Annotated in this window: 27 protein-coding genes; 18 read left to right on the top strand and 9 right to left on the bottom strand. The window is 63.1% G+C overall.

Features of this window, described 5'->3' with window-relative positions; translation table 11 throughout:
• The first annotated feature begins 271 nt into the window (after nt 1-271).
• Together ndk and AC5E6W_RS09725 are read left to right on the top strand one after the other, a co-directional pair.
• The gene (gene ndk, locus AC5E6W_RS09730) at nt 272-688 is read left to right on the top strand and encodes a nucleoside-diphosphate kinase (protein ID WP_491752095.1); all 417 of its coding nucleotides are present in this window, start codon (nt 272-274) and stop codon (nt 686-688) included.
• Between the two features lie 144 nt (nt 689-832).
• Complete coding sequence (locus tag AC5E6W_RS09725; protein WP_491752094.1) at nt 833-1,501, top strand: FmdE family protein; 669 nt, start codon at nt 833-835, stop codon at nt 1,499-1,501.
• Nucleotides 1,502-1,610: 109 nt separating this feature from the next.
• Here the strand turns inward: AC5E6W_RS09725 and AC5E6W_RS09720 are convergent, their stop codons facing one another.
• The 5 genes from AC5E6W_RS09720 to AC5E6W_RS09700 form a co-directional block, all read right to left on the bottom strand.
• A complete protein-coding gene (locus AC5E6W_RS09720; protein ID WP_491752093.1) occupies nt 1,611-1,958 on the bottom strand; it encodes a hypothetical protein in 348 nt (115 codons plus the stop codon).
• 133 nt (nt 1,959-2,091) lie between these two features.
• A complete protein-coding gene (locus tag AC5E6W_RS09715) occupies nt 2,092-4,131 on the bottom strand; it encodes a TonB-dependent receptor (RefSeq protein ID WP_491752092.1) in 2,040 nt (679 codons plus the stop codon).
• A gap of 183 nt (nt 4,132-4,314) precedes the next feature.
• Entirely contained in the window at nt 4,315-5,778 is a 1,464-nt protein-coding gene (gatA, locus tag AC5E6W_RS09710; protein WP_491752091.1) for an Asp-tRNA(Asn)/Glu-tRNA(Gln) amidotransferase subunit GatA, read from the bottom strand.
• A gap of 40 nt (nt 5,779-5,818) precedes the next feature.
• Nucleotides 5,819-6,166 carry an Asp-tRNA(Asn)/Glu-tRNA(Gln) amidotransferase subunit GatC gene (gene gatC / locus AC5E6W_RS09705; RefSeq protein WP_491752090.1) on the bottom strand — a complete coding sequence of 116 codons (348 nt, stop codon included), beginning with the start codon at nt 6,164-6,166 and terminating at the stop codon, nt 5,819-5,821.
• Between the two features lie 21 nt (nt 6,167-6,187).
• On the bottom strand, nt 6,188-6,502 hold the full coding sequence (locus AC5E6W_RS09700; protein ID WP_491752089.1) for a DUF721 domain-containing protein: 315 nt from the start codon (nt 6,500-6,502) through the stop codon (nt 6,188-6,190).
• Nucleotides 6,503-6,598: 96 nt separating this feature from the next.
• Between AC5E6W_RS09700 and rfbC the strand changes: the two genes are divergently transcribed.
• A complete protein-coding gene (rfbC, locus tag AC5E6W_RS09695; protein ID WP_491752088.1) occupies nt 6,599-7,162 on the top strand; it encodes a dTDP-4-dehydrorhamnose 3,5-epimerase in 564 nt (187 codons plus the stop codon).
• Nucleotides 7,163-7,172: 10 nt separating this feature from the next.
• Here rfbC and AC5E6W_RS09690 read toward each other — a convergent pair whose 3' ends face one another.
• Nucleotides 7,173-7,745 carry a D-glycero-alpha-D-manno-heptose-1,7-bisphosphate 7-phosphatase gene (locus AC5E6W_RS09690; RefSeq protein ID WP_491752087.1) on the bottom strand — a complete coding sequence of 191 codons (573 nt, stop codon included), beginning with the start codon at nt 7,743-7,745 and terminating at the stop codon, nt 7,173-7,175.
• A gap of 28 nt (nt 7,746-7,773) precedes the next feature.
• Nucleotides 7,774-9,906 carry an alpha/beta hydrolase family protein gene (locus tag AC5E6W_RS09685; RefSeq protein WP_491752086.1) on the bottom strand — a complete coding sequence of 711 codons (2,133 nt, stop codon included), beginning with the start codon at nt 9,904-9,906 and terminating at the stop codon, nt 7,774-7,776.
• A gap of 108 nt (nt 9,907-10,014) precedes the next feature.
• Here AC5E6W_RS09685 and AC5E6W_RS09680 point away from each other — a divergent pair, with 108 nt between their 5' ends.
• A complete protein-coding gene (locus tag AC5E6W_RS09680) occupies nt 10,015-10,599 on the top strand; it encodes a thioredoxin family protein (protein ID WP_491752085.1) in 585 nt (194 codons plus the stop codon).
• Between the two features lie 11 nt (nt 10,600-10,610).
• On the top strand, nt 10,611-11,267 hold the full coding sequence (locus AC5E6W_RS09675; protein WP_491752084.1) for a carbonic anhydrase: 657 nt from the start codon (nt 10,611-10,613) through the stop codon (nt 11,265-11,267).
• 57 nt (nt 11,268-11,324) lie between these two features.
• Here AC5E6W_RS09675 and AC5E6W_RS09670 read toward each other — a convergent pair whose 3' ends face one another.
• Complete coding sequence (locus tag AC5E6W_RS09670; RefSeq protein WP_491752083.1) at nt 11,325-11,588, bottom strand: hypothetical protein; 264 nt, start codon at nt 11,586-11,588, stop codon at nt 11,325-11,327.
• Between the two features lie 573 nt (nt 11,589-12,161).
• Here AC5E6W_RS09670 and hisI point away from each other — a divergent pair.
• From hisI to AC5E6W_RS09605, 13 genes are all read left to right on the top strand, one after another.
• Complete coding sequence (hisI, locus tag AC5E6W_RS09665; protein ID WP_491752082.1) at nt 12,162-12,533, top strand: phosphoribosyl-AMP cyclohydrolase; 372 nt, start codon at nt 12,162-12,164, stop codon at nt 12,531-12,533.
• Nucleotides 12,534-12,703: 170 nt separating this feature from the next.
• Nucleotides 12,704-13,579, top strand: a complete 876-nt coding sequence (gene hisG / locus AC5E6W_RS09660) for an ATP phosphoribosyltransferase (protein ID WP_491752081.1) — start codon at nt 12,704-12,706, stop codon at nt 13,577-13,579.
• Between the two features lie 39 nt (nt 13,580-13,618).
• On the top strand, nt 13,619-14,092 hold the full coding sequence (locus AC5E6W_RS09655) for a hypothetical protein (protein ID WP_491752080.1): 474 nt from the start codon (nt 13,619-13,621) through the stop codon (nt 14,090-14,092).
• A 19-nt stretch (nt 14,093-14,111) separates the two neighbouring features.
• Nucleotides 14,112-15,371: a histidinol dehydrogenase gene (hisD, locus tag AC5E6W_RS09650; RefSeq protein WP_491752079.1), complete on the top strand. Its 1,260-nt coding sequence runs from the start codon at nt 14,112-14,114 to the stop codon at nt 15,369-15,371.
• 66 nt (nt 15,372-15,437) lie between these two features.
• The gene (locus AC5E6W_RS09645) at nt 15,438-16,580 is read left to right on the top strand and encodes a pyridoxal phosphate-dependent aminotransferase (RefSeq protein WP_491752078.1); all 1,143 of its coding nucleotides are present in this window, start codon (nt 15,438-15,440) and stop codon (nt 16,578-16,580) included.
• Nucleotides 16,573-16,830: a hypothetical protein gene (locus tag AC5E6W_RS09640; protein ID WP_491752077.1), complete on the top strand. Its 258-nt coding sequence runs from the start codon at nt 16,573-16,575 to the stop codon at nt 16,828-16,830. Before AC5E6W_RS09645 ends, AC5E6W_RS09640 begins: the two co-directional genes overlap by 8 nt.
• A complete protein-coding gene (hisB, locus tag AC5E6W_RS09635) occupies nt 16,827-17,477 on the top strand; it encodes an imidazoleglycerol-phosphate dehydratase HisB (protein ID WP_491752076.1) in 651 nt (216 codons plus the stop codon). The genes AC5E6W_RS09640 and hisB overlap by 4 nt, the downstream gene beginning before the upstream one ends.
• 63 nt (nt 17,478-17,540) lie before the next feature.
• Nucleotides 17,541-17,801: a DUF2164 domain-containing protein gene (locus AC5E6W_RS09630; RefSeq protein ID WP_491752075.1), complete on the top strand. Its 261-nt coding sequence runs from the start codon at nt 17,541-17,543 to the stop codon at nt 17,799-17,801.
• 18 nt (nt 17,802-17,819) lie between these two features.
• Entirely contained in the window at nt 17,820-18,431 is a 612-nt protein-coding gene (gene hisH, locus AC5E6W_RS09625; RefSeq protein WP_491752074.1) for an imidazole glycerol phosphate synthase subunit HisH, read from the top strand.
• Nucleotides 18,432-18,449: 18 nt separating this feature from the next.
• Nucleotides 18,450-18,989, top strand: a complete 540-nt coding sequence (locus AC5E6W_RS09620) for a YcxB family protein (protein WP_491752073.1) — start codon at nt 18,450-18,452, stop codon at nt 18,987-18,989.
• Complete coding sequence (hisF, locus tag AC5E6W_RS09615) at nt 18,979-19,758, top strand: imidazole glycerol phosphate synthase subunit HisF (protein ID WP_491752072.1); 780 nt, start codon at nt 18,979-18,981, stop codon at nt 19,756-19,758. The genes AC5E6W_RS09620 and hisF overlap by 11 nt, the downstream gene beginning before the upstream one ends.
• Before the next feature lie 579 nt (nt 19,759-20,337).
• The gene (locus AC5E6W_RS09610) at nt 20,338-21,039 is read left to right on the top strand and encodes a 1-(5-phosphoribosyl)-5-[(5-phosphoribosylamino)methylideneamino]imidazole-4-carboxamide isomerase (RefSeq protein ID WP_491752071.1); all 702 of its coding nucleotides are present in this window, start codon (nt 20,338-20,340) and stop codon (nt 21,037-21,039) included.
• 136 nt (nt 21,040-21,175) lie between these two features.
• Nucleotides 21,176-21,340: a hypothetical protein gene (locus tag AC5E6W_RS09605; RefSeq protein ID WP_491752070.1), complete on the top strand. Its 165-nt coding sequence runs from the start codon at nt 21,176-21,178 to the stop codon at nt 21,338-21,340.
• Between the two features lie 78 nt (nt 21,341-21,418).
• Here AC5E6W_RS09605 and AC5E6W_RS09600 read toward each other — a convergent pair whose 3' ends face one another.
• On the bottom strand, nt 21,419-22,513 hold the full coding sequence (locus AC5E6W_RS09600; RefSeq protein ID WP_491752069.1) for a VWA domain-containing protein: 1,095 nt from the start codon (nt 22,511-22,513) through the stop codon (nt 21,419-21,421).
• Between the last annotated feature and the right edge of the window lie 131 nt (nt 22,514-22,644).

Here is a 22,644-nt window from a genome sequence, read left to right as displayed (position 1 = left end):
CTCGGACCCGGGCTAATCCGCCACTACTGTTTCCCACCTCACTTGACAGAATGGACCTGCGCCAATCCCCGCGATGCGAATGGAGCCTCCCTGTGCGCCGACGCCTTCCCGCATAGCTTCGGACGAGGTCCGGACCTATCTCTCCCCGAATCAACATTTGCGCAAAAAGGGGGGAGGGGGGTACCCCCTCCTCTTCGCCTGTCTGCGCCGCCATTTAGACTGGAAGAGCCGCTTCATGCAGGCAAAGTTCCGCACTTCCCAGGAGAGTTTCGTGTCTCAACGCACCTTTAGCATCATCAAGCCCGACGCCGTCAAGAAGGGCTACACCGCCGCCATCCTCGCCGAGATCGAGAAGGCCGGCTTCAAGATCGTAGCCATTAAGAAGATCGGCCTCACCAAGGGCCAGGCCGAGGGCTTCTACTACGTCCACTCCGAGCGCGGCTTCTTCGATGAGCTCACCACCTTCATGAGCTCCGGCGCCATCTTCCCCATGGTGCTGGAGAAGGACAACGCCATCGCCGACTTCCGCAAGCTCATGGGCGCCACCGACCCGGCCAAGGCTGACCCCGGCACCCTGCGCAAGCTCTTCGCCAGCTCCATCGGCGAAAACGCCGTCCACGGCTCTGACGCCGAAGATACCGCCGCTTTCGAGATCGGCTACTTCTTCGCCGGCTACGAGCTCAAGTAACAAAGTCTCCAGACGAAAAAAGGGCCGGCGAGGAAGTTCCTCGTCGGCCAGTCTCATCAGGAGTGGTTCAAACGCGTTGTACTGTCGCCCTTATCGGCATCTCATCGACTCTGATTGAGACGCGCAAAGAAAAGGCAGGCTCCGATGAGCGCCCCGATTCCCGTTCTGAACTCGCTCCTCCCCATCCCAACGCTGGATGAGCTTCTCCAGCGCGCCGAGCAGGCCCACGGCCACCTCTGCGCTGGCCAGATCCTTGGCGTCCGCATGGCCATGCTCGCGCTCGACCGCCTGGGCATCCGCAACCCGACCGAGCGCCACCTTCCCGACGGCACGCTCAACCCCGAGCGCAAGCGCCTCGTCACCTTCGTGGAGATAGACCGCTGCGCCACCGACGCCATCGGAGTCGTCACCGGGTGCCGCGTCGGCAAACGCGCTCTCAAACTCCGCGACTGGGGCAAGATGGCTGCGACCTTCATCGACCTCGATGCCAAGCTCGATGGCGACGACTACAAGGGCCTCCGCGTGGTCGCGCTGGAAAGCTCCAAGGCCCGCGCGAAGGAGCTCTACCCCGAGCTCGACAAGAACGTGCAGCAGATGAAGGCCTATCGCGAGCTACCTGACTTCGACCTCTTCAGCGAGCAATGGGTGCGCGTCGCTCTGCCGCCCAGCGAGTTCCCCGGCTTCCGCGGCCAGCGCGTCCTCTGCGCCCGCTGCGGCGAAGGCGTGAACTTCGACCGCTTCATCGAGCGCGAAGGCGAGCTTCTATGCCTGGCCTGCGCCGAGCCCGAGAAAACCTACTTCCGCTCGTTGTAGCTCCCGATACAAACGGCAGGGCCGCTCCCCACCCGAGGAAAGCGGCCCTTGCGAACATCGTTGGTTGTTGTTTCGTGATTGTTGAGTGCAGAAGGAGCTGAGCTAAGGCTTAGCGACGGTGACCATCGAACCCGCGGTGATCGCGATCGAACCCGCGGTGATCGAAGCGGTCATGACCGTAGTCGCGATGCCACGCGTGGCCGCGGTCCCAGTAGCCATAGCCATACGCGGCTCCACCGTAGATGACTTCAGGCGCAGCATATCCATAGCCATATGCCGGAGTGACGTACGCGGGAGCCGGAGCCACATAGCGAGGGCCGGCGTTGATGCCTACATAGAAGCGCTGAGCCTGGGCGGATGGGGCAGCCACGGCGAGGGTAGCTCCGGCGAGGGCAACAACTGCGGCGCCCCGCGCCACCTTGGTCCTGAGGATGTTTGCAACGTTTGCGAATTTCATTTGCTGCCTCCTTCCGGCGCCTTGGCCTGCGCCGCGTATGTATAGCTAAACGCCAGGAAGCCAATCGTGTTGCGCGCAACTTTCGGCGCACTCTGCGGTTGATAGACCGCGGATCAGCGCATTGCTAACGGTCCTACCTGCGGAAGGTGTAGCGTACTCCGCCTTCCACCAGCCGTGGCGAAGCCAGCGTGAGGATTGGTGTGCGGCCTGCATCGATGGATCGATTGAGCAGGTTTTGCGCTCCCGCGAAGAGGCTGAGCCCATGCGTCAGCGAGCGATCCGCCGAGACATCGAAGCGCGCATACGGATGCAGCAGGAACTGATTCGACGAGTCGTCGAAGGCCTGGCCCGTGTAACTTGCGATGGCATGGAAGCTCGCAACGTGCGGCGCGGTGTAGTTGGCGGTAGCAGTCGCCATCTCGCGCGGCACCTGCGGAATCCACTTGCCGGTGAGGTTCGCCTGCAGCGGAGAACTCGTATTGAACGCCGTCACTGTCGCGACAGCCAGCTGATAGCCAACGCTCGCGTCGAAGCCGCGCCAGCGCTTGCTCTGGGCTTCGATCATCATGCCGCGGCTCTGGATCTGACCGAGGTTCTGCCGCTGTAGCGTCTGCGTTGTCGCGGTTTGCGAGAGCACCACAGTCGAGATGGGCCGATTAACCTCGGTCCAGAAGTACGTCGCGCGAAGATGGCCCACACGGCGGTCCAGCTCAATGCCGCCTTCGGCTCCAGTCGCACGCTCGGCCAGCAGGGAAGAGTTGGCAAGCGTCGTCTGCTGGCCCACCTGGCCGGTGCGATACAGCTCGTTCATCGTCGGGCCGCGAAAGGCACGAAAGGCAGTCGCCGTCAGTGCAAGTCCACGCGGCCACGCATGCGGCTTTGATCCCGACTGGGGATGGGAGACAATGCCCACGCGAGGACTCGCAACGAGTTCACTGATGTTGGGCAGCTGTGCGGTCGCGCCGGTGGTGGACACCACCTGCTGCGCGTCGTAGGTGTGGAAGTTGTCCACGCGCACCGAGCCGGAGAGAGACCACGCTCGCGGTGTCCAGATGGCATCGACGAAGCCGCCCGTCTCGCGCTGCCGGGCCGAGGTGCTGGTAGTGCCTGTCACTGCGCCCTTCGATACACCCGCCTCGTTGTCGGTCGCGCGTACATCGTCGATGTCGAAGCCAACAGCTGCCGTGAACTCATGCGGCAGCGCGCGTGCCGCCTGCGCCACGAGCCCGAGCTGATCGAGCGGCACCTTCTGCAGCTTGGTCAGCGTCTCCGAGTTACGATCGGTCGCAATGGACGAGAAGCTCTGCCGGTAGGCCTCGCGCGCTCCGTAGAACCGCAGCGCCAGCCGCGCAGCGGTGGTGTCCGCATCCGCCCCTGCGGTGTAGCGCCACAGCCGCGTGCCGTTGGTCTGCAGCGGCGTCCCGTTGCTGCGCGCCTCGTTCAGCACGTTGCCGCGCAGGAATGCCGAGGCCTTCTGCTGCAGCGCGAAGCCTCGCAGCTCCATGCGCCCCGCTTCGCTGGTTACGTTGGAAGGAATGTCCACCAGCCCTCGCAGCGAAGGTGCGGTAGGAATGTAGCCGCCCGTTGTGAGGAAGCTCTCTGCACCGAGAAACGCGAGGCGTTTCGATGCGGTAGAGAGCAGAGCGTTCTGGTTGGCGGAGTCTTCCGAAGCGCCTGCGGCATCGGCGGAGAAGAGCAAGCTCTCGTTGTGCGGTGAGTCTGCCTGAGCGGGCAGCACATTGATCACGCCACCAATGGCGCTCGAGCCATAGAGGTCGGAGGCTCCGCCGCGCTCCAGTTGCACCTGCGAGATGGCGAGTGCTGGAATCTCGTCCCAGTGGATCCAGCCTCCGAACGGATCGTTGAGCGGCACCTCATCGCTGACCACGAGCGTGCGGCTCGCTGCGGTCGAGCCAAGCCCGCGCAAGCTCACGCCCTCGGTTGTCGGGTTCGCCGTCCACGAACTGGTGCGGCGATACAGCATGAAGCCTGCGACCTGGTGCAGCTCGTCGTCGAGGGTGAGGCCAGGCTGCTGCTGCATCTGCTCCGCGCTCAGCGTGGCGGTGCTGGTCGCGGAGTCGTTGATGCCCGCAAGCCCGCGGTCGGCGGTGACCGTGACGGAGTCCTGCGTCGTCGGCGTCGGCGTCGACGATGTCTGCGCGCTGCCTCTCATAGCGCCGCTCGCACACAGGCAGGTCAGCAGGAGTCGACGTGCGACGTGCTTCATACGTTCAAGGCTCTCACGATGGTTGGGGATCGACGCTGCCGTTCACGGTGCGTTACAGTGACGGAAAAGGCCGCTGCATCGGTAGACGCAGCAGCCCCGGATGAAGTCGACGACGTCTCGCGGAAACGCCTAGCTTGCCTTGCGAGAAGCTTCGATGGCCGCGCCTACGCGCAGCATCGTGGCTTCGTCGAAGTGCTTGCCCAGCACCTGCACGCCGATAGGAAGATTGTCGCGCGTATAGCCGCAGGGCACGCTCATGCCGCAGATACCGGCCAGCGACGCGGCGACCGAGAAGATGTCCTCGAGATACATCTGCACCGGGTCGTCGGTCTTCTCGCCAAACTTGAATGGTGGCGTCGGGGTCACCGGGCACACGATGGCATCGACCTTGTTGAAGGCCGCGAGGAAGTCCTGGGTGAGCAGAGCGCGAACCTGCTGCGCCTTGCGGTAGTACGCATCGTAGTAGCCCGCGCTCAGCACATAGGTGCCGAGCAGGATGCGGCGCTTCACCTCGGGTCCGAAGCCCTCCTCGCGTGAGTTTTTGTACATCGCAGAGAGCGTCTCGGAGTGCGCGGAGCGGTGGCCGAAGCGCACGCCGTCGAAGCGCGAGAGGTTGGCGCTGGCCTCAGCCGTCGCGATCACGTAGTACGTCGGCACAGCGTACTTGGTATGCGGCAGGGAGATCTTCACCAGCTCGCAGCCCTTTGCACGTAGGGCGTCAAGGCTCTTCTCAATGGCTGCGCGGATGTCCTCGTTGAGGCCTTCGCCGAAGTACTCTTCGGGGATGCCGATACGCAGGCCGCTGACGGGCTTTGCGAGTTCAGCGGTATAACTTTGCGGTGCGCTGATCTCACTCGTCGAGCTCGTCGCGTCCAGTGGATCCTGTCCCGCAAGCACTTCGAGCATCGTGGCCGCATCGGCGACGTTCTTCGTGAATGGCCCCACGCGGTCCAGCGAGGAGGCGAAGGCGATGAGGCCATAGCGCGAGACGCGGCCGTAGGTGGGCAGCACGCCCACGACATCGCAGAAGGCTGCGGGCTGACGGATGGAGCCGCCGGTGTCCGTGCCCAGCGAGGCCACGCACAGGCCAGCCGCGACCGCGGCCGCTGAGCCGCCTGAGCTTCCGCCCGGGACGCGGCCCGGAGCCTTGGGATTCTTCACCGGACCGTATGCCGAGTTCTCGTTGGAGCTGCCCATCGCGAACTCGTCGCAGTTCAGCTTACCCAGCACGATCGCGCCCGCAGCCTCGAGCTTCTTCACCACGGTCGCATCGTACGGCGGCTTGTAGCCTTCAAGGATCTTCGAGCCCGCGGTGGTCACGATGCCACGCGTCGCGAGCACGTCCTTGATGCCGACGGGCACACCGGCGAGCGGCCCCAGCGGTGAGCCGGCCTTTACCGCGGCGTCGATCTTCTCCGCCTGAGCCAGAGCGCGCTCTTGCGTCAGCGCGAGGTAGCTGTGGACGTCCGCATCCACCGTAGCGATGCGCTCGTAGTGCTCCATCGCCAGCGCAGCAGCCGACGTGCGGCCTTCCACAACGGCGGCGCGGGCCTCAGCCAGCGTCAGGGTTTCCAGATTCAGTGCGTTCGACATCAGTTTCTTATCTCTCGGGTTTCGTCTCGTGGCTAACGCTCTAGCGCTCGATGACCTTGGGAACCTTGAAGAAGCGGCCATCGGTCTCGGGTGCAGCGGCCATCACAGCGGCGCGATCCACGGAGTCCTTCACCACGTCAGGGCGTAGTGTGTGGCCGGCGCCATCGGGAGTGAGGCCCAGCATCTCGCCCACCTGCGCCATCGCGGGCACGGAGGAGGTGTCGAGTTGGTTCAGCTCTGCGATGTAACTCAGGATCGAGTTCAGGTCGCGAACCATGCGCGGAACCTCCTGCTCGGTGAGCTCCAGGTTCGCGAGGTTGGCGACGTGGCGGACGTCCTTCTCGGACACGCCCGCGGTCTGGCTCGCCGCAGTCTCGGTGTCAGGCATGCATACTCCGTTCGGGGATCGTTATCGCGCGGGGCGACGGGCACGTTCGGCTGCGCGGCCCTGCTCTTCGAAGTGTATCCCGTTCAACGGGACGCGAGCGATGCGGGCGAGGTTCTCGCGCAGTGACGACCGCACCTGCAGGAATTCACGCATCCACTCAGGGCCGTCGACGCGCACATGCACGACGCGCTCGGCATCCAACTCCACGATCTGTCCGTGGCGTGCCAGCGACGCCCCGCAGGCGACCGTCCATGCCATGTCCAGCCGGTCCAGCTCGCTGAGCGCGTCGAGGCTGAGGCCGAGGCTCTCGCGCAGTACATCGCGCATCCGTTGCATGGCGCCCTTCCGAGGTAACCGTGGGCGAACGATTAGCGCATATAGCCCGCCGCCACGGCGCTTCGTGTCAGTCTCTCATGCGTTATGGTGGACAGGATGGAGATCGTAGAGACCGCGCTTCGGGACGTAAAACTGATCCGGCCGCGCATGCATGGCGACGAGCGTGGATGGTTTACCGAGGTGTTCAACGCCGAGCGTTTCGCTGCTGCGGGCCTGCCTAGCGCGTTTGTACAGGACAACCAGTCGTTCTCGCGGCGCGGCGTGCTGCGCGGACTGCACTATCAGCTCGGCCAGCCGCAAGGGAAGATGGTGCGGGCGATCTCCGGGCATATCTGGGATGTGGCTGTGGACGTCCGCCGCGAGTCGCCGGAGTTTGGGCGCTGGGCTGGCTTCGATCTGCGCCCACTGAATGAAGCTGGACAGCTGGAGATGCTGTGGATCCCCGAAGGCTACGCGCACGGCTTCGTCGTGCTGTCGGAGACCGCCGAGGTGCTCTACAAGACCACGCGCGGTTACTATCCTCAGGGCGAGCGGTCGATTCTTTGGGATGATCCTCAGCTTGCGATCCAGTGGCCGCTCGAAAAGCTCGCCGGAGATCCGCCGGAGCTCAGCGCGAAGGACCTGAAGGGCTCGCCGTTCGCGACGGCTGAGGTCTACTGACGCCCGACGACTACTGTTGCGGCGTGTTGGCCAGCAGCCATCGCTCGACTTCAGCGTGCGAGTCCACGGCGATATAGTCGCCTCCGCAGGGAGCGTCTTCGGTTCCGGAGATGAGGAATGCCTGGCGCACGCCTGCCGCGTTGGCTGCGGCGATGTCGGTGCAGCGGTCGCCGACCATCACGGATTGCGAGAGGTCGAGCGAGTGGTCCTGAGCGGCGCGACGCAGCATGCCGGGCGAGGGCTTACGGTCCTCATGCTCGCGGCGGTAGTGGCCGAGGCCGTGTTCGGGGTGGTAGGGCGAGTGATAGACGCCGGTGATCGCGACGCCCTGTGCGAGGAACTGCTCCCGCATCCACTGCATCAGCGTCTGAAACTGCTCTTCAGTGTAGAGGCCGCGGCCGATGCCCGCCTGGTTGGTGACGACGACGAGCTTGTATCCGAGGCGCGCGGCCGTGGCCGCGAGGGTGAAGATGCCGTCGACCCAGAACACATCCTCGATTTTGTGGAGATAGCCCCCTTCCTGGTTGATGACGCCGTCACGATCGAGGAAGAGGGCACGGTGGAGCTGTAATTCCTGGGGCACAGCTCAAGTCTAGCAATCGCCGCTTGTGCTACGGTGCGCTGGTCTTTCCGAGTCGCGCGCCGAGCGCTGTGCGCAGATCGTCGAGGTCGTAGTGCTTGAGCACGCCGGGAAGGATATCCTCCGGCGCGTCCTTGGGCAGAGGATCGTTGACCAACGCTCGATAGCTGCCTAGCTCGTCTGTGACGTGCACGGGATTGAGCCGCGCGTCGAGCACCGCGGCGTGCAGCAGCACCAGACTGTAGTGGCCGGATGCCTCCGCGCTGATGGTGAATTGCGGTCCATGTAGGGGCCTAACGTGCTGGCTCAGCGTGGTGGCGAGGTAGTTGGTGGCGACGATGGTGTCGTCGACGCGCAGGCCGATGATCGTGCGGCCTGTGAGTTCCGCGCGGAGCTCCGTGAGGTAGAAGTCGCCCAGCACGCCGGCCTTGGACTCCTCGACCCCTTGCGGCGAGGGACGCGGTTGCATCGCGAGGACAACGATGCCGTCCCTGCTGCGCTTCAAGATTTCTTCGCGGAGGGATGGCGTGGGCTCACCAGTCTTGTCGAAGTCGTTGGTGAGGAGCAGGAGGCCATTCGGTTCGGGCGATCCGTGATCCGCGAGCAACGCGTGGAAGCTGCTTCCTCCGGGATAGGTGAAGGTGAGTTCGACGAGGTCGGTCTCCGTATCGCCGTGGTCTTCGTAGTGAAGATCCTTCGCTGTCACGTGCAAGGTATTTCCATCACTGACCGCACACGTCGCGTCAAAGGTCTTCATCATGCACCGGCCAGGGATCGCACTGGCATGCGTTACTGCCCGCACCTCGCCCTGTAGCGCAGCCAGCGCCTTCGGATGCGGCGTGACGATCTTCTCCGCACGAGCTTTGTTCAGCGTGAAGACGGTCGCGGCGTCCGGGTAGGAGGTTGCGACCTGGCCGGTCGGCGTCACCTGCGTCAGCTTCGGATCGGGTGGCGTGAACTTCATCGCGGGAAGCTGCGTGGTGAAGGGATCGGTAATGGGCGGAAGATTCTTCGCATAGGCTGAATCGGGATGCAGGTGCGCGGTGAAGAATGCGAGGATCTGCGGAAGGATGGGCCGCAGGTTGCCATGATGGCCGGGGCCTTTGATCCAAGTCAGGTTTTTGTCGGCGCCGAAGCGGGCGTAGAACTTTCGCGCCTCGGCCTCGCTCGTCGTCGCTCCAGCGAACGGGAACATGTCTTCGGTGGTCGAGATGATGGCGTAAGGCCGCGGCGCGGCGAGTTCGACCCAGTCGGGTAGATCGAGGCCGCTGGCGATGAAGTTGGGGATGGACTGCTCGGCATCCTGCGGGCCGATGGAAGGCAGCAGGGCGTCGAAGCTGGTGATGTAGCAGGCTACGCCGATGGTGGCCACGCGCGTGTCGAGAGCGCCGAGCAGCGCTGTGTCCGTACCGCCGCCCGAGCATCCGAAGGCTCCGATGCGTTTCGCATCGACCTCGGGCAGGGAGGTGAGGTAGTCGACGGCGCGCATGCCGTCCCACAGCATGTACTGCGCGATGGCGTTGCCGATCAGCGTCGGTTGCAGTCCTGCTTCGCCGTGTTCGCCGGTCGGCGCCTTGGCCAGCGTCTTGCCCTCGTGCTCTGGGTCGGGATACTGCAAGCGCTCGCCCTGGCCGAACGGATCCCAGCTGAGCACCACGAAGCCTGCACGCGCAAAGGCCTCAGCGAACGCGACATCTCCGGCCTTGCCTGCGGGCGAGTGCCCGGGAGCCATGACCACTGCCGGAAACTTTGTCGCTGTATTGGCGCCGTTAGGGCGGTCCGGAACGTAGAGCAGCGCAGTCACGTAAAACTTCGGCTGCGACTCGTAGAGCACGCGATCGACGCGGAAGCCTTCGAGTTGCGTGGATCCTGTGACCCGGGCGTTGAGCGGCGTGCGTGCTGGCAGCGGGCCGAGCAGGCGGAGCATGCTCGCGCGTACCTGGAGTTGCCTGGCCTGCGCCGCAGTCCGGGTGGAAATGGCGCTGACCTTCGCGCGACGCGCGGCGGTCTCCTTCGCGGCGAGCGCGTTCAGGTCCTTGTTCAGCGACTCGCGGCCTGGGCTCGGCTCTGGCTTTGGGGCCTGCGCGCGGAGCGCAGGAACCAGCAGTAATGGCATCAGGAAAAGAGTGGCGATCCGGGCGTGCGGCGTAAACCTGTCTGACATGGCCCAGCCTTCATACATCCACGCGCGCACGGAATGCAAGGGCGTTCATGCAAACTCCACACTGACAGGAAGCGTGAACGCTATCATGACAAACGGAGGTCCGCCAGAATGTCGAGAACCGAATCCACCATGGTCGAACTGGGCACCGTTGCGCCACCGTTTGAGCTGCCCGATGTGGTCAGCGGCAAGGCGCTGAGCCGCGATGACATCTTCGCTGGCAAGAAGGGGCTTCTGCTCATGTTCGTGTGCGTGCACTGCCCGTACGTCAAGCATGTGGAGGAGGAGCTGGCGCGCATCGGCAAGGACTACTTCCAGGGGGGTGATGGCCCGATCGCGATGGCTGCGATCTCCTCGAACGACATCGTGCTGTATCCCGAGGATGGGCCAGACCATATGCGAGTGCAAGCTTCGCAGCTGGGTTGGGAGTTTCCGTATCTCTTTGACGAGACGCAGGAGGTTGCGCGTGAGTACAACGCCGCCTGCACGCCGGACTTCTTCCTCTTCGACGCCAACCTGCAGCTCGTCTATCGCGGCCAGCTGGACGACTCGCGCCCGCGCCGCAAGGACTTCGGCAACGACATTCCCGTGACTGGCAAGGATCTGCGCACGGCGCTTGACGCCGTGGTTGCAGGCAAGCGTCCGGACCCAAACCAGATCAGCAGCATCGGCTGCAACATCAAGTGGAAAGAGTAGGCACGCTGGCGATGGACGAGACGCTCGAGCAACTGAAGCAAGGCGTGCGCCGATTCCGCACGGAGATCTATCCCGAACGCGCCGAGCAGTTTGCGCAGGCGGCGAGTGTGCCGCAGCAGCCCCATACGCTGTTCATCACCTGCGCGGACTCGCGCATCGACCCGAACCTGATCACCAGCACGACAACCGGCGAGGTCTTCGTTACGCGCAACATCGGCAACATGGTTCCGGCCTATGGCGAGATGCTTGGCGGCGTAAGCGCCGTAGTAGAGTTTGCCGTCACCGGCCTGGGCGTGCACCACATCGTTATCTGCGGGCATTCGGACTGTGGCGCGATGAAGGCGCTGTTGGCGCCGGACGCCTCGGACAAGCTTCCTGCGGTAACAAACTGGCTCAAGAATGCTCATGCGGCGCTTAGTGTCGCCGAAACGCTGCACCATCGCGACGTGGAACAGGGGATCGACAAGCCGTTGATCGCGGAGCTAACGGAGCAGAACGTGCTGCTGCAGATGCAGCACCTGAAGACGCATCCCTCCGTCGCAGGCGCGATGGCGTTGGGCGAGCTGACGGTCAGCGGCTGGATCTACAACATCGGCACGGGCGAAGTGAGGGTGGTGGAAGACGGCGAGCGTGCCTTCCATGCCATTGGGACGGCTGAAGAGCAATAGGGGTCGTGTGCGGAAACTGGGGCGGCCCGGAAGATCCAGGCCGCCCCAATTCGTTCCCTAGCGCGCTTTCGCGTCGGAGCCATGCTGCTTGACCATCTTGTTGTAGATCCCAAGAAGCAGAAAGGGCGCGACCCATTGGCCGACGAAGAGGGCGGAGTTGGCCTTTTCTTTCTGGACGATCTGCAGGGTCACCGAGGCTGCGATCGAGGCGATCGCCAGGCCAAGATACGCGCTCGAAGGGACCTGCGAGGTGTACTTCTCAATGGCTGCGGTGACCTGGTCTTCCGAAGCTTCACCGGCTTGCACGCGATAGTCGCTCATTCTCAATCTCCTTGGCTCGAGGCATCGAGCACAGGTTGAAGAGATGCGTTGGGCGAGGTCCTCGCGGGAGTCCAGGCGATTCGGCCTTCACGAGGCCGAATCGCGAGCTTGAAATTGCAGTGGTGCCACTCGGCGTCCTATTTATGCACCGTTTCCAGGTCGGGCTGCCCTCTGCAAGCTTTGGCGGATAGGGATGAGAAGGCGCCCTCTGCACACACCGGCGCCCTCTGCTGCAGAAAATCAGCCCCGTTGCCGATTGACTTCCGGCCCGGCGGGCATCTACCCTTACAACAGATGATCGTTCGGCTGCACCATCACGGGCACCACCATCACCATGCGACGCGCGTGGCGGCGGTACTGTCCGGTCAAGAGAAGTAGTCGAAGCTCACCGGAAATGGACCAGGCCCGCTGCCGCGACACCGCGAGCGGGCTTTTTGCTGCGCGGTGACAGGGCCTCCCCGCAGCAGAAGCGAAACGACGGACAGGGCAGCGAGCAGCCCGGGACCGGAACACAGGACGATAGAACCAAGGATCGGCACCAGGATTTCCCGCAGGATACCCAGCAAGGACACCATGGCAGACCAGCAGACCCAGCCCACTCTCTCCACCGCCCCGAGCCCCGTCATCGATTTTGCCAAGACCGGCGGCCTCGTCGCCGGCATCGTCCAGGACGCCGCCACCGGCCAGGTGCTCATGCTCGGCTTTCTCAATGAGGAGAGTTACCAGCACACCCTGCGTGGCGGCTTTGTCACCTTCTGGTCACGCAGCCGGAACAAGCTTTGGATGAAGGGCGAGACCAGCGGCAACCGCCTGCGGGTGGTGGAGATGGCCACCGACTGCGACAACGATGCCCTGCTCTTCAGGGTCGTCGTCGAAGGCGACGGCCTGGTGTGCCACGAAGGCACGGTGAGCTGCTTCACCAAGCCGATCGAATTCAGAAGCTAGAGACGAGATTCGAGACGCGAGATGCGAAGGGTTCCTACAACCTCCATCTTGCCAGCCAGAAACGAAGGACGACACGGAGGGCATGGGGAAGCGATGAGCTTGATGACTTCGAGATGCGACCGCCTCTCGAATCTCGTACCTCGCATCTCCTGCCGGACGAAAGGATCAGAGTGGCGAACAAACTGAAGCTTGGAATTCCGAAGGGCAGTCTGCAGGACGCGACGTTGGCGCTATTTGCGCGCGCAGGCTGGAACATCTATGCGAGCGGCCGCAGCTACTTTCCGACGATCGACGACGCGGAGATTGAGTGCATGCTGGTGCGCGCGCAGGAGATGGCGCGCTACGTCGAACATGGCGCTCTCGATGCTGGATTGACCGGTAACGACTGGGTGCTCGAGAACCTGGCGGATGTGGAGCGCGTCACGTCGCTCACGTACTCCAAGCAGAGCAACACCCGCGTCAAGTGGGTGCTCGCGGTGCCTGAGGATTCGCCGTTCCAGAAGCCCGAAGACCTCGAAGGCAAGACCATCGCGACCGAGCTGGTGGAGTACACCAAGCGCTACTTCGCCGAGAAGAAGATCAACGTAAAGGTGGAGTTCAGCTGGGGCGCCACGGAAGTGAAGCCGCCGACGCTGGCTGACGCGATCGTCGAGGTCACCGAGACCGGAAGCTCGTTGCGCGCGAATCGCCTGCGCATCATCGAGACGTTGATGGAGTCCGAGACGCAGCTCATCGCGAACAAGAAAGCGTGGGCGGATGACTGGAAGCGCAAGAAGATTGAGACACTGAGCCTGATGCTGAACGGCGCGATGGCCGCGCAGAGCCAGGTAGGTCTGATGCTCAACGTGAAGAAGGCCGATCTCGAGGCTGTGCTCGCGGTGCTGCCCGCGCTGAACTCGCCGACGGTGAATCAACTGCATGACTCGAACTGGGTCGCGGTGAACACCATTCTCGAGCAGTCCACGGTGCGCGATGTGATTCCGCAGCTGAAGGCAGCTGGTGGTACGGGCATCGTGGAGTATCCGCTGTCGAAGGTTGTGCTGTAAGGATTGTGCTGTAGGGATCGATTGTAGGGAGAGATAGGTATGAAGAGTCCTTTGATCATTGCCCTGATCGTGGTGGCCGTGGTGGCTACCTTTGCCGCGGTGCGCTACTTCCTGGAGCGCGCGCGGCAGAAGAAGATCGACGCGACCGGTACGGTGGTCTATGCCACGCTGGTCTCGTCGGAGCCCGTCAAGGTCTTTGGCAAGCTGCAGGCTGACTTCGTGAAGATCAACATGCGCGTGCAGGAGCCCGGCACCACGGAGTCGCGCGATGTCTCGATGAGCACGCGGGTGCCTGCCAGCCAGCGGCTCGAGGTCGGGATGCGCATTCCGGTCGTACTCGATCCTAAGAACCCCAAGCGTGTGTATCCGGCGAGCGAGGCCTCGGCCAAGCGCGTCGTCATGACGGGCTCGCGTGACGAGCGCCGCATGATGCAGCAGCAACTGCGCACGCCAGGCCGTGCACCGCGCCAGCAACAGACCGGCTACATTCCGCCCAACATGCGCCGCCGCTAATGAGGACAATAACCACGCGATGAAGATCCTGAAGACTTACGGTGAGAGCGCAGGCGCTGCCGAGAATGCAATCCGGCAGGTGGAGCGCCGCGGCGCCACCAACACGGCGAAGATCGACGCTGTAGTGCGCGAGATCCTTGAAGCAGTGCGAACGCGTGGTGACAGCGCTCTGCGCGAGTACGCCGAGCGCTTCGACAGCCTCGCACCGGGACAGGCGTTGCGCGTCTCGCGCGAAGAGATGCAGTGCGCGTGGGAGTCAATGGGCGAGGAGCTCAAGGCTGCCATGCGGCTCGCGCAGGCTAACATCCGCATCTTCGCGGAGAAGCAGCTGCCGCGTGGCTTCAGCTTCCGCCCTAGTGAAGGCATGGAGGTTGGGCAGATCGTTCGACCGCTGAGCAGCGTTGGCTGTTACGTCCCCGGTGGGCGCTATCCGCTGCCTTCCACGTTGCTGATGACGGCAACCCCAGCGCAGGTGGCAGGAGTGGAGCGGATCGTTGTCTGCTCGCCGAAGCCCGCGCAGGAGACGCTTGCTGCAGCGCACCTTGCCGGCGTGACAGAGTTCTACCGCATCGGCGGGGCTCAGGCGATCGCAGCACTCGCTTACGGCACCGAGTCCGTTGAGTCCGTCGACAAGATTGTTGGCCCGGGCAACATCTACGTCACCGCGGCAAAGACGATCGTGAGCGCGTACTGTGGCATCGACATGCCGGCCGGTCCGACGGAGATCGTCGTCACCAGCGAGAGTGGTGATCCCGATGGCATTGCTGCGGATCTCGTCGCGCAGGCCGAGCATGATCCCGAAGCGCTGGCGATCCTCATCACGCCGAAGCTGGAGCTTGCGGAGGCCGTGGTGCTTGAAGTGAAGCGCCAGGCACAGGGCAATGAGATTGCGGAGCAGTCGATCGCCGCGCAGGGCTATGCGTTCGTCACGCAGAGCCCCGACGAAGCGCGTGAGCTGACCAACCGCCTCGCGCCCGAGCACCTTACGGTTGACACCGGCGCAGACCTGCGCTGGGTGAAGAATGCCGGCTCCGTCTTCGTGGGTCATCACACGCCGCAGTCGATGGGGGATTACATCAGCGGGCCGAACCATGTGCTGCCCACGGGCCGCAATGGCCGTGTGCGTGGAGGCCTCAGCGTGCTGGACTTCATCAAGGTCATCACGGTGCAGCAGTACACGCTTGACGCTCTGCGCGTCGTTGGGCCACATGCCATCACACTCGCCGAAGCGGAAGGCCTGAAGGGCCACGCGGAGAGCGTTCGCGTACGCATGCGGTAGCTGTTGTTGTTCTGGTTGTTATCCCCGCAGGGGATCTGCTGTTCGCACTCCGCTGGAAGGAACCTCATGGCTGCTGCCGCCGAAGACGTAACGCTCATCCAGCCGCGGGCCCGCGTGCTCGCCATGCCGGAGTATCACCCGCCGCTCGCGGGCCGCGACGCACTGCGGCTGGACTTCAACGAGAACACCTCAGCGCCCAGCCCGCGCGTCTTTGCGAAGCTGCAGCAGCTGACTGCGGAAGGCCTCACGATCTATCCCGAGCGCCATCCGGCAGAGCGCATCGTCGCCGCACACTTTGGGCTCGCGAACGAGCAGGTGCTGTTGACCAACGGGGTCGATGAGGCAATCCATCTCATCGCGTGCACGTTCCTTGAAGATGGCGACGAGGCCTTGGTGTGGGTGCCGAGCTTCTTCATGTACGACGTGTCGATCGGCCTAATGACGTCCGGCATCAAGCGCGTGCAGAGCGATGACTCGCTAGTCTTCCCGCGCGAGCGCTTCCTCGCCGGCATCACGCCGAAGACTAAGCTGATCGTCGTGGCTTCGCCGAACAATCCCACGGGAGCTACGGTCGCGCGCGAGGATCTGCTGGCGATTGCTGCAGCGGCACCGCACGCCGTATTGCTGGTGGATGAAGCCTACTTCCACTTCTTTGGCGAGACCATGCTCGAGGATGTGAAGAGCATTCCGAACCTGCTCGTCGCGCGCACGTTCTCCAAGGCATATGGCCTGGCGAACCTGCGCATTGGTATGGTTGTCGGTAACGAGCGCCTGATGGGCTACCTCCGAAAGGTAGCCTCACCGTACAACGTCAATGGCGTTGCTCTGGCGTTGCTCCCCGAGGCGCTCGGGGATGAGGACTATCTCAACTGGTACGTCGCGCAGATGCGCACGGGCCGAGACCGCGCGTTCTCTGAGCTTGCAAAGCTAGGCGTGCCGACGTGGCCTTCGGCGGCTAACTTCGTGCTGATGGACATAGGTCCGAAGCATAAACAGTTGATCGAAGCGATGCGTGAACGGGGTGTGCTGCTGCGCGATCGTTCGTCGGATCCCGGTTGCGATGGCTATGTGCGGCTCACGATCGGACTTGAAGACCAGATGACGCAGGGACTCGCCGCGTTGCGCGCATCGCTCGAAGCTATTGCCTGGACGCCTGCGGAGTCGCGCCACGCCCGTGGCACTTCGTCCGAGGAGCGCGAGTATGAGTAACGCTCCAACTAGCAAGGCAGGCTCCACGGGCAGCGCCAGAAGTGAAGAGCGCCGCAGGATCGTCATGATCAGTGGCCTTGTCGCCGCCGTGAGTTTCACCGCACTCTCCATCGGGCCCCGGCATGCGTTTGTCATCTGGATCTACGGAGCATTTCTTCTGGCGGCGATTTCGTACGTGGTCCTGCAGATGGTGAAGACCAAGCGTGCGGAGAAGCTTCGCAAGCAAGCGCGCAAGGAAGGAAGAGCATGAGCGATATCGTGAGTGAGCTGGGCGTTGCGCCCGCGACAACCTCCGCAGCGACGGAGCCCGTGCGCATAGGCACCATTGCTCGCAAGACGCTGGAGACCGACATCACGCTGCGGCTGAATGTGGATGGCTTGGGCACGTACAAGGTCTCCACCGGCATCCGCTTCTTCGATCACATGCTGGAGAGCTTCGCCAAGCACGGCGGCTTCGACCTCGAGCTCAAGTGCATTGGCGACCTCGACGTGGACCAGCACCACACCGTCGAGGACGTGGGCATCGCGCTAGGTGAGGCTTTCGCGGAGGCTCTCGGCGACAAGCGTGGCATCCTGCGTGCCGGCTACTTCGTGATGACGATGGACGAGACGCTGGCTGTAGCTGCCGTCGATCTCTCCGGCCGCGTGGCCTGCGTCGTTGACGACCAGCTCACCGCACCCGTTGTCGGCGACCTCGTGACCGAGCTTGTGCCAGACTTCTTCGATGGGTTCGCACGCGGAGCCAAGTGCAACGTCCACGTGAAGACGATGTACGGCCGCAACAACCATCACAAGATTGAGGCGATCTTCAAGGCCTTCGCGCGCGCGATGCGCGGAGCCTGCTCGCGCGATGAGCGCATGCGGGAGCTGCTGCCGAGCACGAAGGGATTGTTGTAAGGCTAGCTTCTAGCCGTTAGCTTCTAGCTCCTAGCAAGGACGGTACGGGGACGTGCGATGAGCATGGAATTGTCGAAAGAAAATCGCGCGGAGGCCATCGCCTCCATGCGGCAGTACGCGGATCGGAACCTGCCTGAGCCGATGGGAGAGCTGGCTGCGGGACTACTGCTTGACTACTTCCTCACAGAGATTGGGCCGCTGCTCTACAACCAGGGCGTTCGCGATGCCGCAACGCGCATGCATCAACGCATCGAAGATCTTGAGGGCGAGCTGAACGAAGATGCTTTCACGTACTGGGCGAAGCAAAAAATCAAGCGGCGGTAGCCGAGGCTCAAGGGTTCCATGATCGCGGTCATCGACTACAAAGCGGGCAATCTTACCAGCGTCGTGAAGGCGTTGCGATTCCTTGGTGCGGACGACATCGTCGTCACGCAGACGCCGGAGGATGTGCTGCGCGCGGACAAGGTGGTGCTCCCGGGAGTCGGGCACTTCCAGGCGACGCAGCTGCTGCAGGACCTCGCGCTGACCGGTGCGGTGCGTGAGATCGCTGCCAAGGGCACGCCGTTCCTCGGCATCTGCGTCGGACTGCAGTGGCTGTATGAAGGCTCGACCGAGGCTCCGAATACGTTAGGACTTGGCCACTTTGATGGTCAATGCGAGCATTTTCCTCCGGTGTACGAAGGTTCCGAGTTGAAAGCGCCGCATGTGGGCTGGAACTCGCTGGAGAACATTCGTCCGGACTCACGGCTGCTCAAGGGCGTTACTCCGGGCAGCTTTGTCTACTACACGCACTCGTGGCGCGCGCCGCTGAGCGTGGACACTGCCGCCGAGACGATGTACGGCGGCGCCTTTACCGGCGCAGTCGAACGCGACAACGTGATGGGCGTGCAGTTCCATCCGGAGAAGTCTGCGGAGGCCGGGCTGAAGGTGCTGAAGAACTTCCTGGAGCTATAACTGCACAAGCGAGGGTCTGTGAACGGGGAATATATCTCTACATTCGAGGACTTCAAGGCGGCTCAGAAGCTTCATTTGAAGCACAATCGTGCGGCGCGCGTGAGGTTCTGGACGTGGATGATCGGCGCTCCTGTCTTCACGTTGCTTTGCGCGATCGGCATGCTCCATGAGAGCTACGCAGCGCGCTCGGATGGTTTCGGACTTGCGGCGTGGCTAACATTCTGCGGGTTCGTCATGACGATCTCGGTTGTGGTTCTCCGCCCTTGGAATCTGCGCCGATGCTTCCGCCGGATGAGAATCCGAAGCGGGTTGGCCGAGCAGATAAGGGTCCGCATTACGTTCGATGAAGAGTCTGTCACCTCCGCAATTCCAGAGCGCTCCGAAGGTCGCTTCCTTTGGACAGCGTTACGCGGCTTTGTCGAGAACTCCCATCTGACGCTTCTTTATATCTCTCCGAAGCAGTTCTTATTTATTCCGAAGCGTGCAATGGATGACCAATCATGGGATGCGATGCGTGCAGCAGCCAGGGGGAAGGGGCTCGAACCGCATGCTTACTAAACGAATCATCGCCTGCCTAGACGTGCGCGGAGGCCGCGTCGTCAAGGGCATCCAATTCGTCGACATCATCGATGCCGGCGATCCCGCTGAGCTTGCCCATCGTCATGCGGCTGCTGGCGCGGATGAGATCGTGCTGCTGGACATCACAGCCACGCACGAAGGCCGTGGCACGTTGCTGGAGACGGTAAAGCGTACGGCGTCGCAGCTCTTTGTGCCGTTCACCGTGGGTGGCGGCATTCGCTCGGCCGAGGATGCGGCGGCGGTGTTCGATGCAGGTGCGGATAAGGTCTCGATCAACTCGTCTGCGGTCTCGCGGCCGGAGCTCATCGGTGAGATCGGCGCAAGTTTTGGAGCGCAGGCGGTGATCGTGGCCATTGACGCCCGGCGCGCAGTGGGCAGCTCCGATCCGGTGCGCGATGCGGAGGTCTACGTCAGTGGCGGTCGCAAGCCGACGGGCCTGCGTGTGGTGGACTGGGCAAGAGAGGCCGAGGCGCGCGGTGCGGGCGAGATTCTGCTTACGTCGATGGATTCCGATGGCACCCGCAACGGCTTCGACTGCGAGCTGACGCGCGCGGTGAGCGAGGCCGTGCAGATCCCTGTCATCGCTTCGGGTGGTGCAGGTTCGGCGGCCCACTTTGCGGAGGTCTTCAAGGCCGGCAGGGCCGACGCCGCGCTGGCTGCGAGCATCTTTCACTTCGGCGTGACGGACTCGCGTGCGCTGAAGGCTGAGGTCGCTCGAGCGGGTGTGCCCATGCGACTTCCTTGCTAGATGCCGTGATCTGCGACGCTCGCTGCACCATGCTGCAACCCCTGTCGCCCCAAGGCACAGAGCACAACGTACGTTGGTCTGCGTCGATAGACACCCCCGGTTAGTCATCAGGAGGTAAGGTGCGTTCGAAGTCGTTGATGTGGATTGCAGTCGTTCAGGTTCTTGCAAAGCTTGGAGCAATTATTCCGGAAGGATCGTCAGGGCAGCTTCCTCCGGCGCTTCATACTCTCTGCGTGCGTCTGCTGGAGCCCTCCGCCACGGCGCTTCGGCTGCTCGTTGAGCAGGCGCATTTGCATACGTCTATGCCTGCCGTGCCCTGGCTCATGTTCGTGGCATTGCTCACCGCGCCGCTAAACGTCGCTCTGTGGCAGGCATTTTGGAGCATCGCTACGGCGGATCACCAGAGCTTTGGACGACGACCGGGCTGGAGCTCGCGCTTGCTCAAGCGGCAGGGGCGCACGGAGCGCGCTGCCAATGACACGAGAGGGTGGGGCCTTTCCTCTTCGATGACGGCATCCCGCCGATAGGGCGCCTTCAATCCGCGGGCTGTATGGTGCTCCCTGCTGCGACAATAAGCTCATGCTCATTCCTTCCATTGATCTGATGGGCGGGCGCATTGTGCAGCTCGTCCAGGGCGAGACCCTGAAGCTGGCGTTCGATGACTTCGAGTATTGGATCGAACGCTTCTCGAAGTATTCGCTGGTACAGTTGATCGACCTTGATGCTGCTATGCGGCAGGGCTCGAATGCCGAGCTTGTTGCGATGATCTGCAAGCGCCTTCCATGCCAGGTTGGGGGAGGCTTGCGTTCCGCGGAAGACGGTAAGCACCTGCTCGATCTTGGAGCCAAGCGCGTCATCTATGGGTCTTCTTTGTTTGGTGCGTCAGATGCCGGCGAAGCACGCCGCCACAAGCTCATCAGGCTGGAGTTTGCCGAGGGCCTGAAGAAGGATCTCGGCGAGGACGCGTTGTGTTTCTCCGTGGACACCAAGAAGGGCCAGGTTGCGGTGAGGGGTTGGAAGGACTCGGTCGCGCTGACGCCTGAAGAGGCGGTCACGTGGCTGGAGGACTCCTGCTCAGCCTTCCTCTACACGCACGTAGACACGGAGGGCACGATGAGCGGCTTCCCGATCGACGTCGCCGCGATTCTTCGCTCGACCACGGCAAAGCAGCTGATTGTTGCTGGGGGGATCAAGGAGCGCCGCGAGATCGACGAGTTGGACGCGATGGGTGTGGATGCCGTCGCGGGCATGGCGGTGTACTCGGGGGCGATGGAAGCCTAGGGCTGGGGGTTGGAGAAGAAAATCGGCGTCGCACTGAATCAATTTGGGTCACTGGTCGATAAGGGCCCGTGGGCGGCTCTGCATCGGAGAGTCCCCGGACCGCGCCCGTAGCGCGTGAAAGCGAGGATGGATTCCAGTGCGAGCGGGTAACGAATACGGTCTGATCGAAGAGCCGCGAGGCCCGGTGGAGCAATTCCTGTTGGGCGATGGCATGCTGTGGACACAGGCGGCGATCGGCGTGATCGCATCGGGATGCGTGCTGATCGTCGTCATCATCGTACAGACGATCTTTTTCAGCTAATTCGGCGAGCGAGCGCCATGCACAGATACGAAAGGCCCAGCCGAAGTGGCTGGGCCTTTCCCGATTGGCGTCGGATGATTACTGGTTGTCGCCGGGGCCGAGATCATCTCCGCCCGGCAGGGCATAGTAGCCCTTGCGGGCCTGGATCTTCAGGCCTTTGCCGCAGTCCATCTCGATCTTGCGGAACTTCCCGTCCGCAACCTTGTTTACCGGCGTGTAGCTGGCAATGTATTGCGAGCGCAGCTCATCCTGGATCTGGTCGAAGGCGTCCTCGAGCTTGCGGCCGTTGTTGCCGACGTTGATAACGCGGCCCCCGGTCTCTTCGGCGAGGCGGCTCATATCTCCGGAGCCGGTGTAGATCATCCCTGCCTGGGCGTAGGCATTCTGGTCGGCGATGAGGATGGGATAGACGATGACGTTGGCCTTCTGTGCGGCCTCGATCGCGTCCTTAATCTTGTACTGCGAGCCCTGGTCCTGGCCGTCGGTGAGCACGACGATCACCTTGCGCCCAGCCTGGGACTGCAGCTTGTCGTGGGAGGCGAGGTAGACGGCGTCATAAAGCAGCGTCCCGCGCGGGTTCGAGGTAGGGAACGGACCTCCGCCGATGCCCGGAACGCCGGCCGAGCTGGATGCCTCGTTGATGGATGCCTTGTTGATGGCGCGGGTCAGCTCGCGGGGCGAGTTGGTAAAGTCGGCGAGCTCGTCCACATTGACGTCGAAGGAGATCAGGAAGGCTTCGTCCTTGGGGGTGATGACCTCGCGCAGGAAGCGTGAGCCTGCGTCCTGCTCCAGCGGCAGAACGTTAGTCTGGGATCCCGAGGTGTCCAGCAGGATCCCGATGGTCAGGGGAAGGTTCTTCTCCAGCGTGAGCCGCTTGATGGTCTGCGGCTGCTTATCCTCGGCGATCTGGCAGGAATCCTTGCTCAGGCTGGTGACGTAGCCGGTCTTGTCGCGGACGGAGAAGTACACGTCCACCAGGTTCACGTTCACCTTCAGGGTCTGATTGTCATGGATGATCGGGCCGTCATCGGCCGCGGCGGGCGCTTTCGAGGGCGGCGGCGGGGCATCCACCGAGGGGGCGCACTGCGCCTGCACGCAGGCAGGCGCGAGCAGCAGACCGAGCGCAAGACTCAGCGGCGAGAGGAGAAATCTGGGGGTGTGTTGAAGCGACATGGGGTCTCTCGCCCTATTAGACGGGTTGGCGGGCAGTTTTGGCGACAGAATCGGCTGCTGTGTTGCAAGATGAGTCGTCTTCGCATGGCTCTGCGAAGAACCCGCGCAACGTTGCGGTGGGGTCGTGCGTC

Source organism: Bryocella sp., from assembly GCF_058498515.1.
Note: the sequence above shows the minus strand (reverse complement) of the source record. Positions and strands in the feature narration are given on the sequence as shown.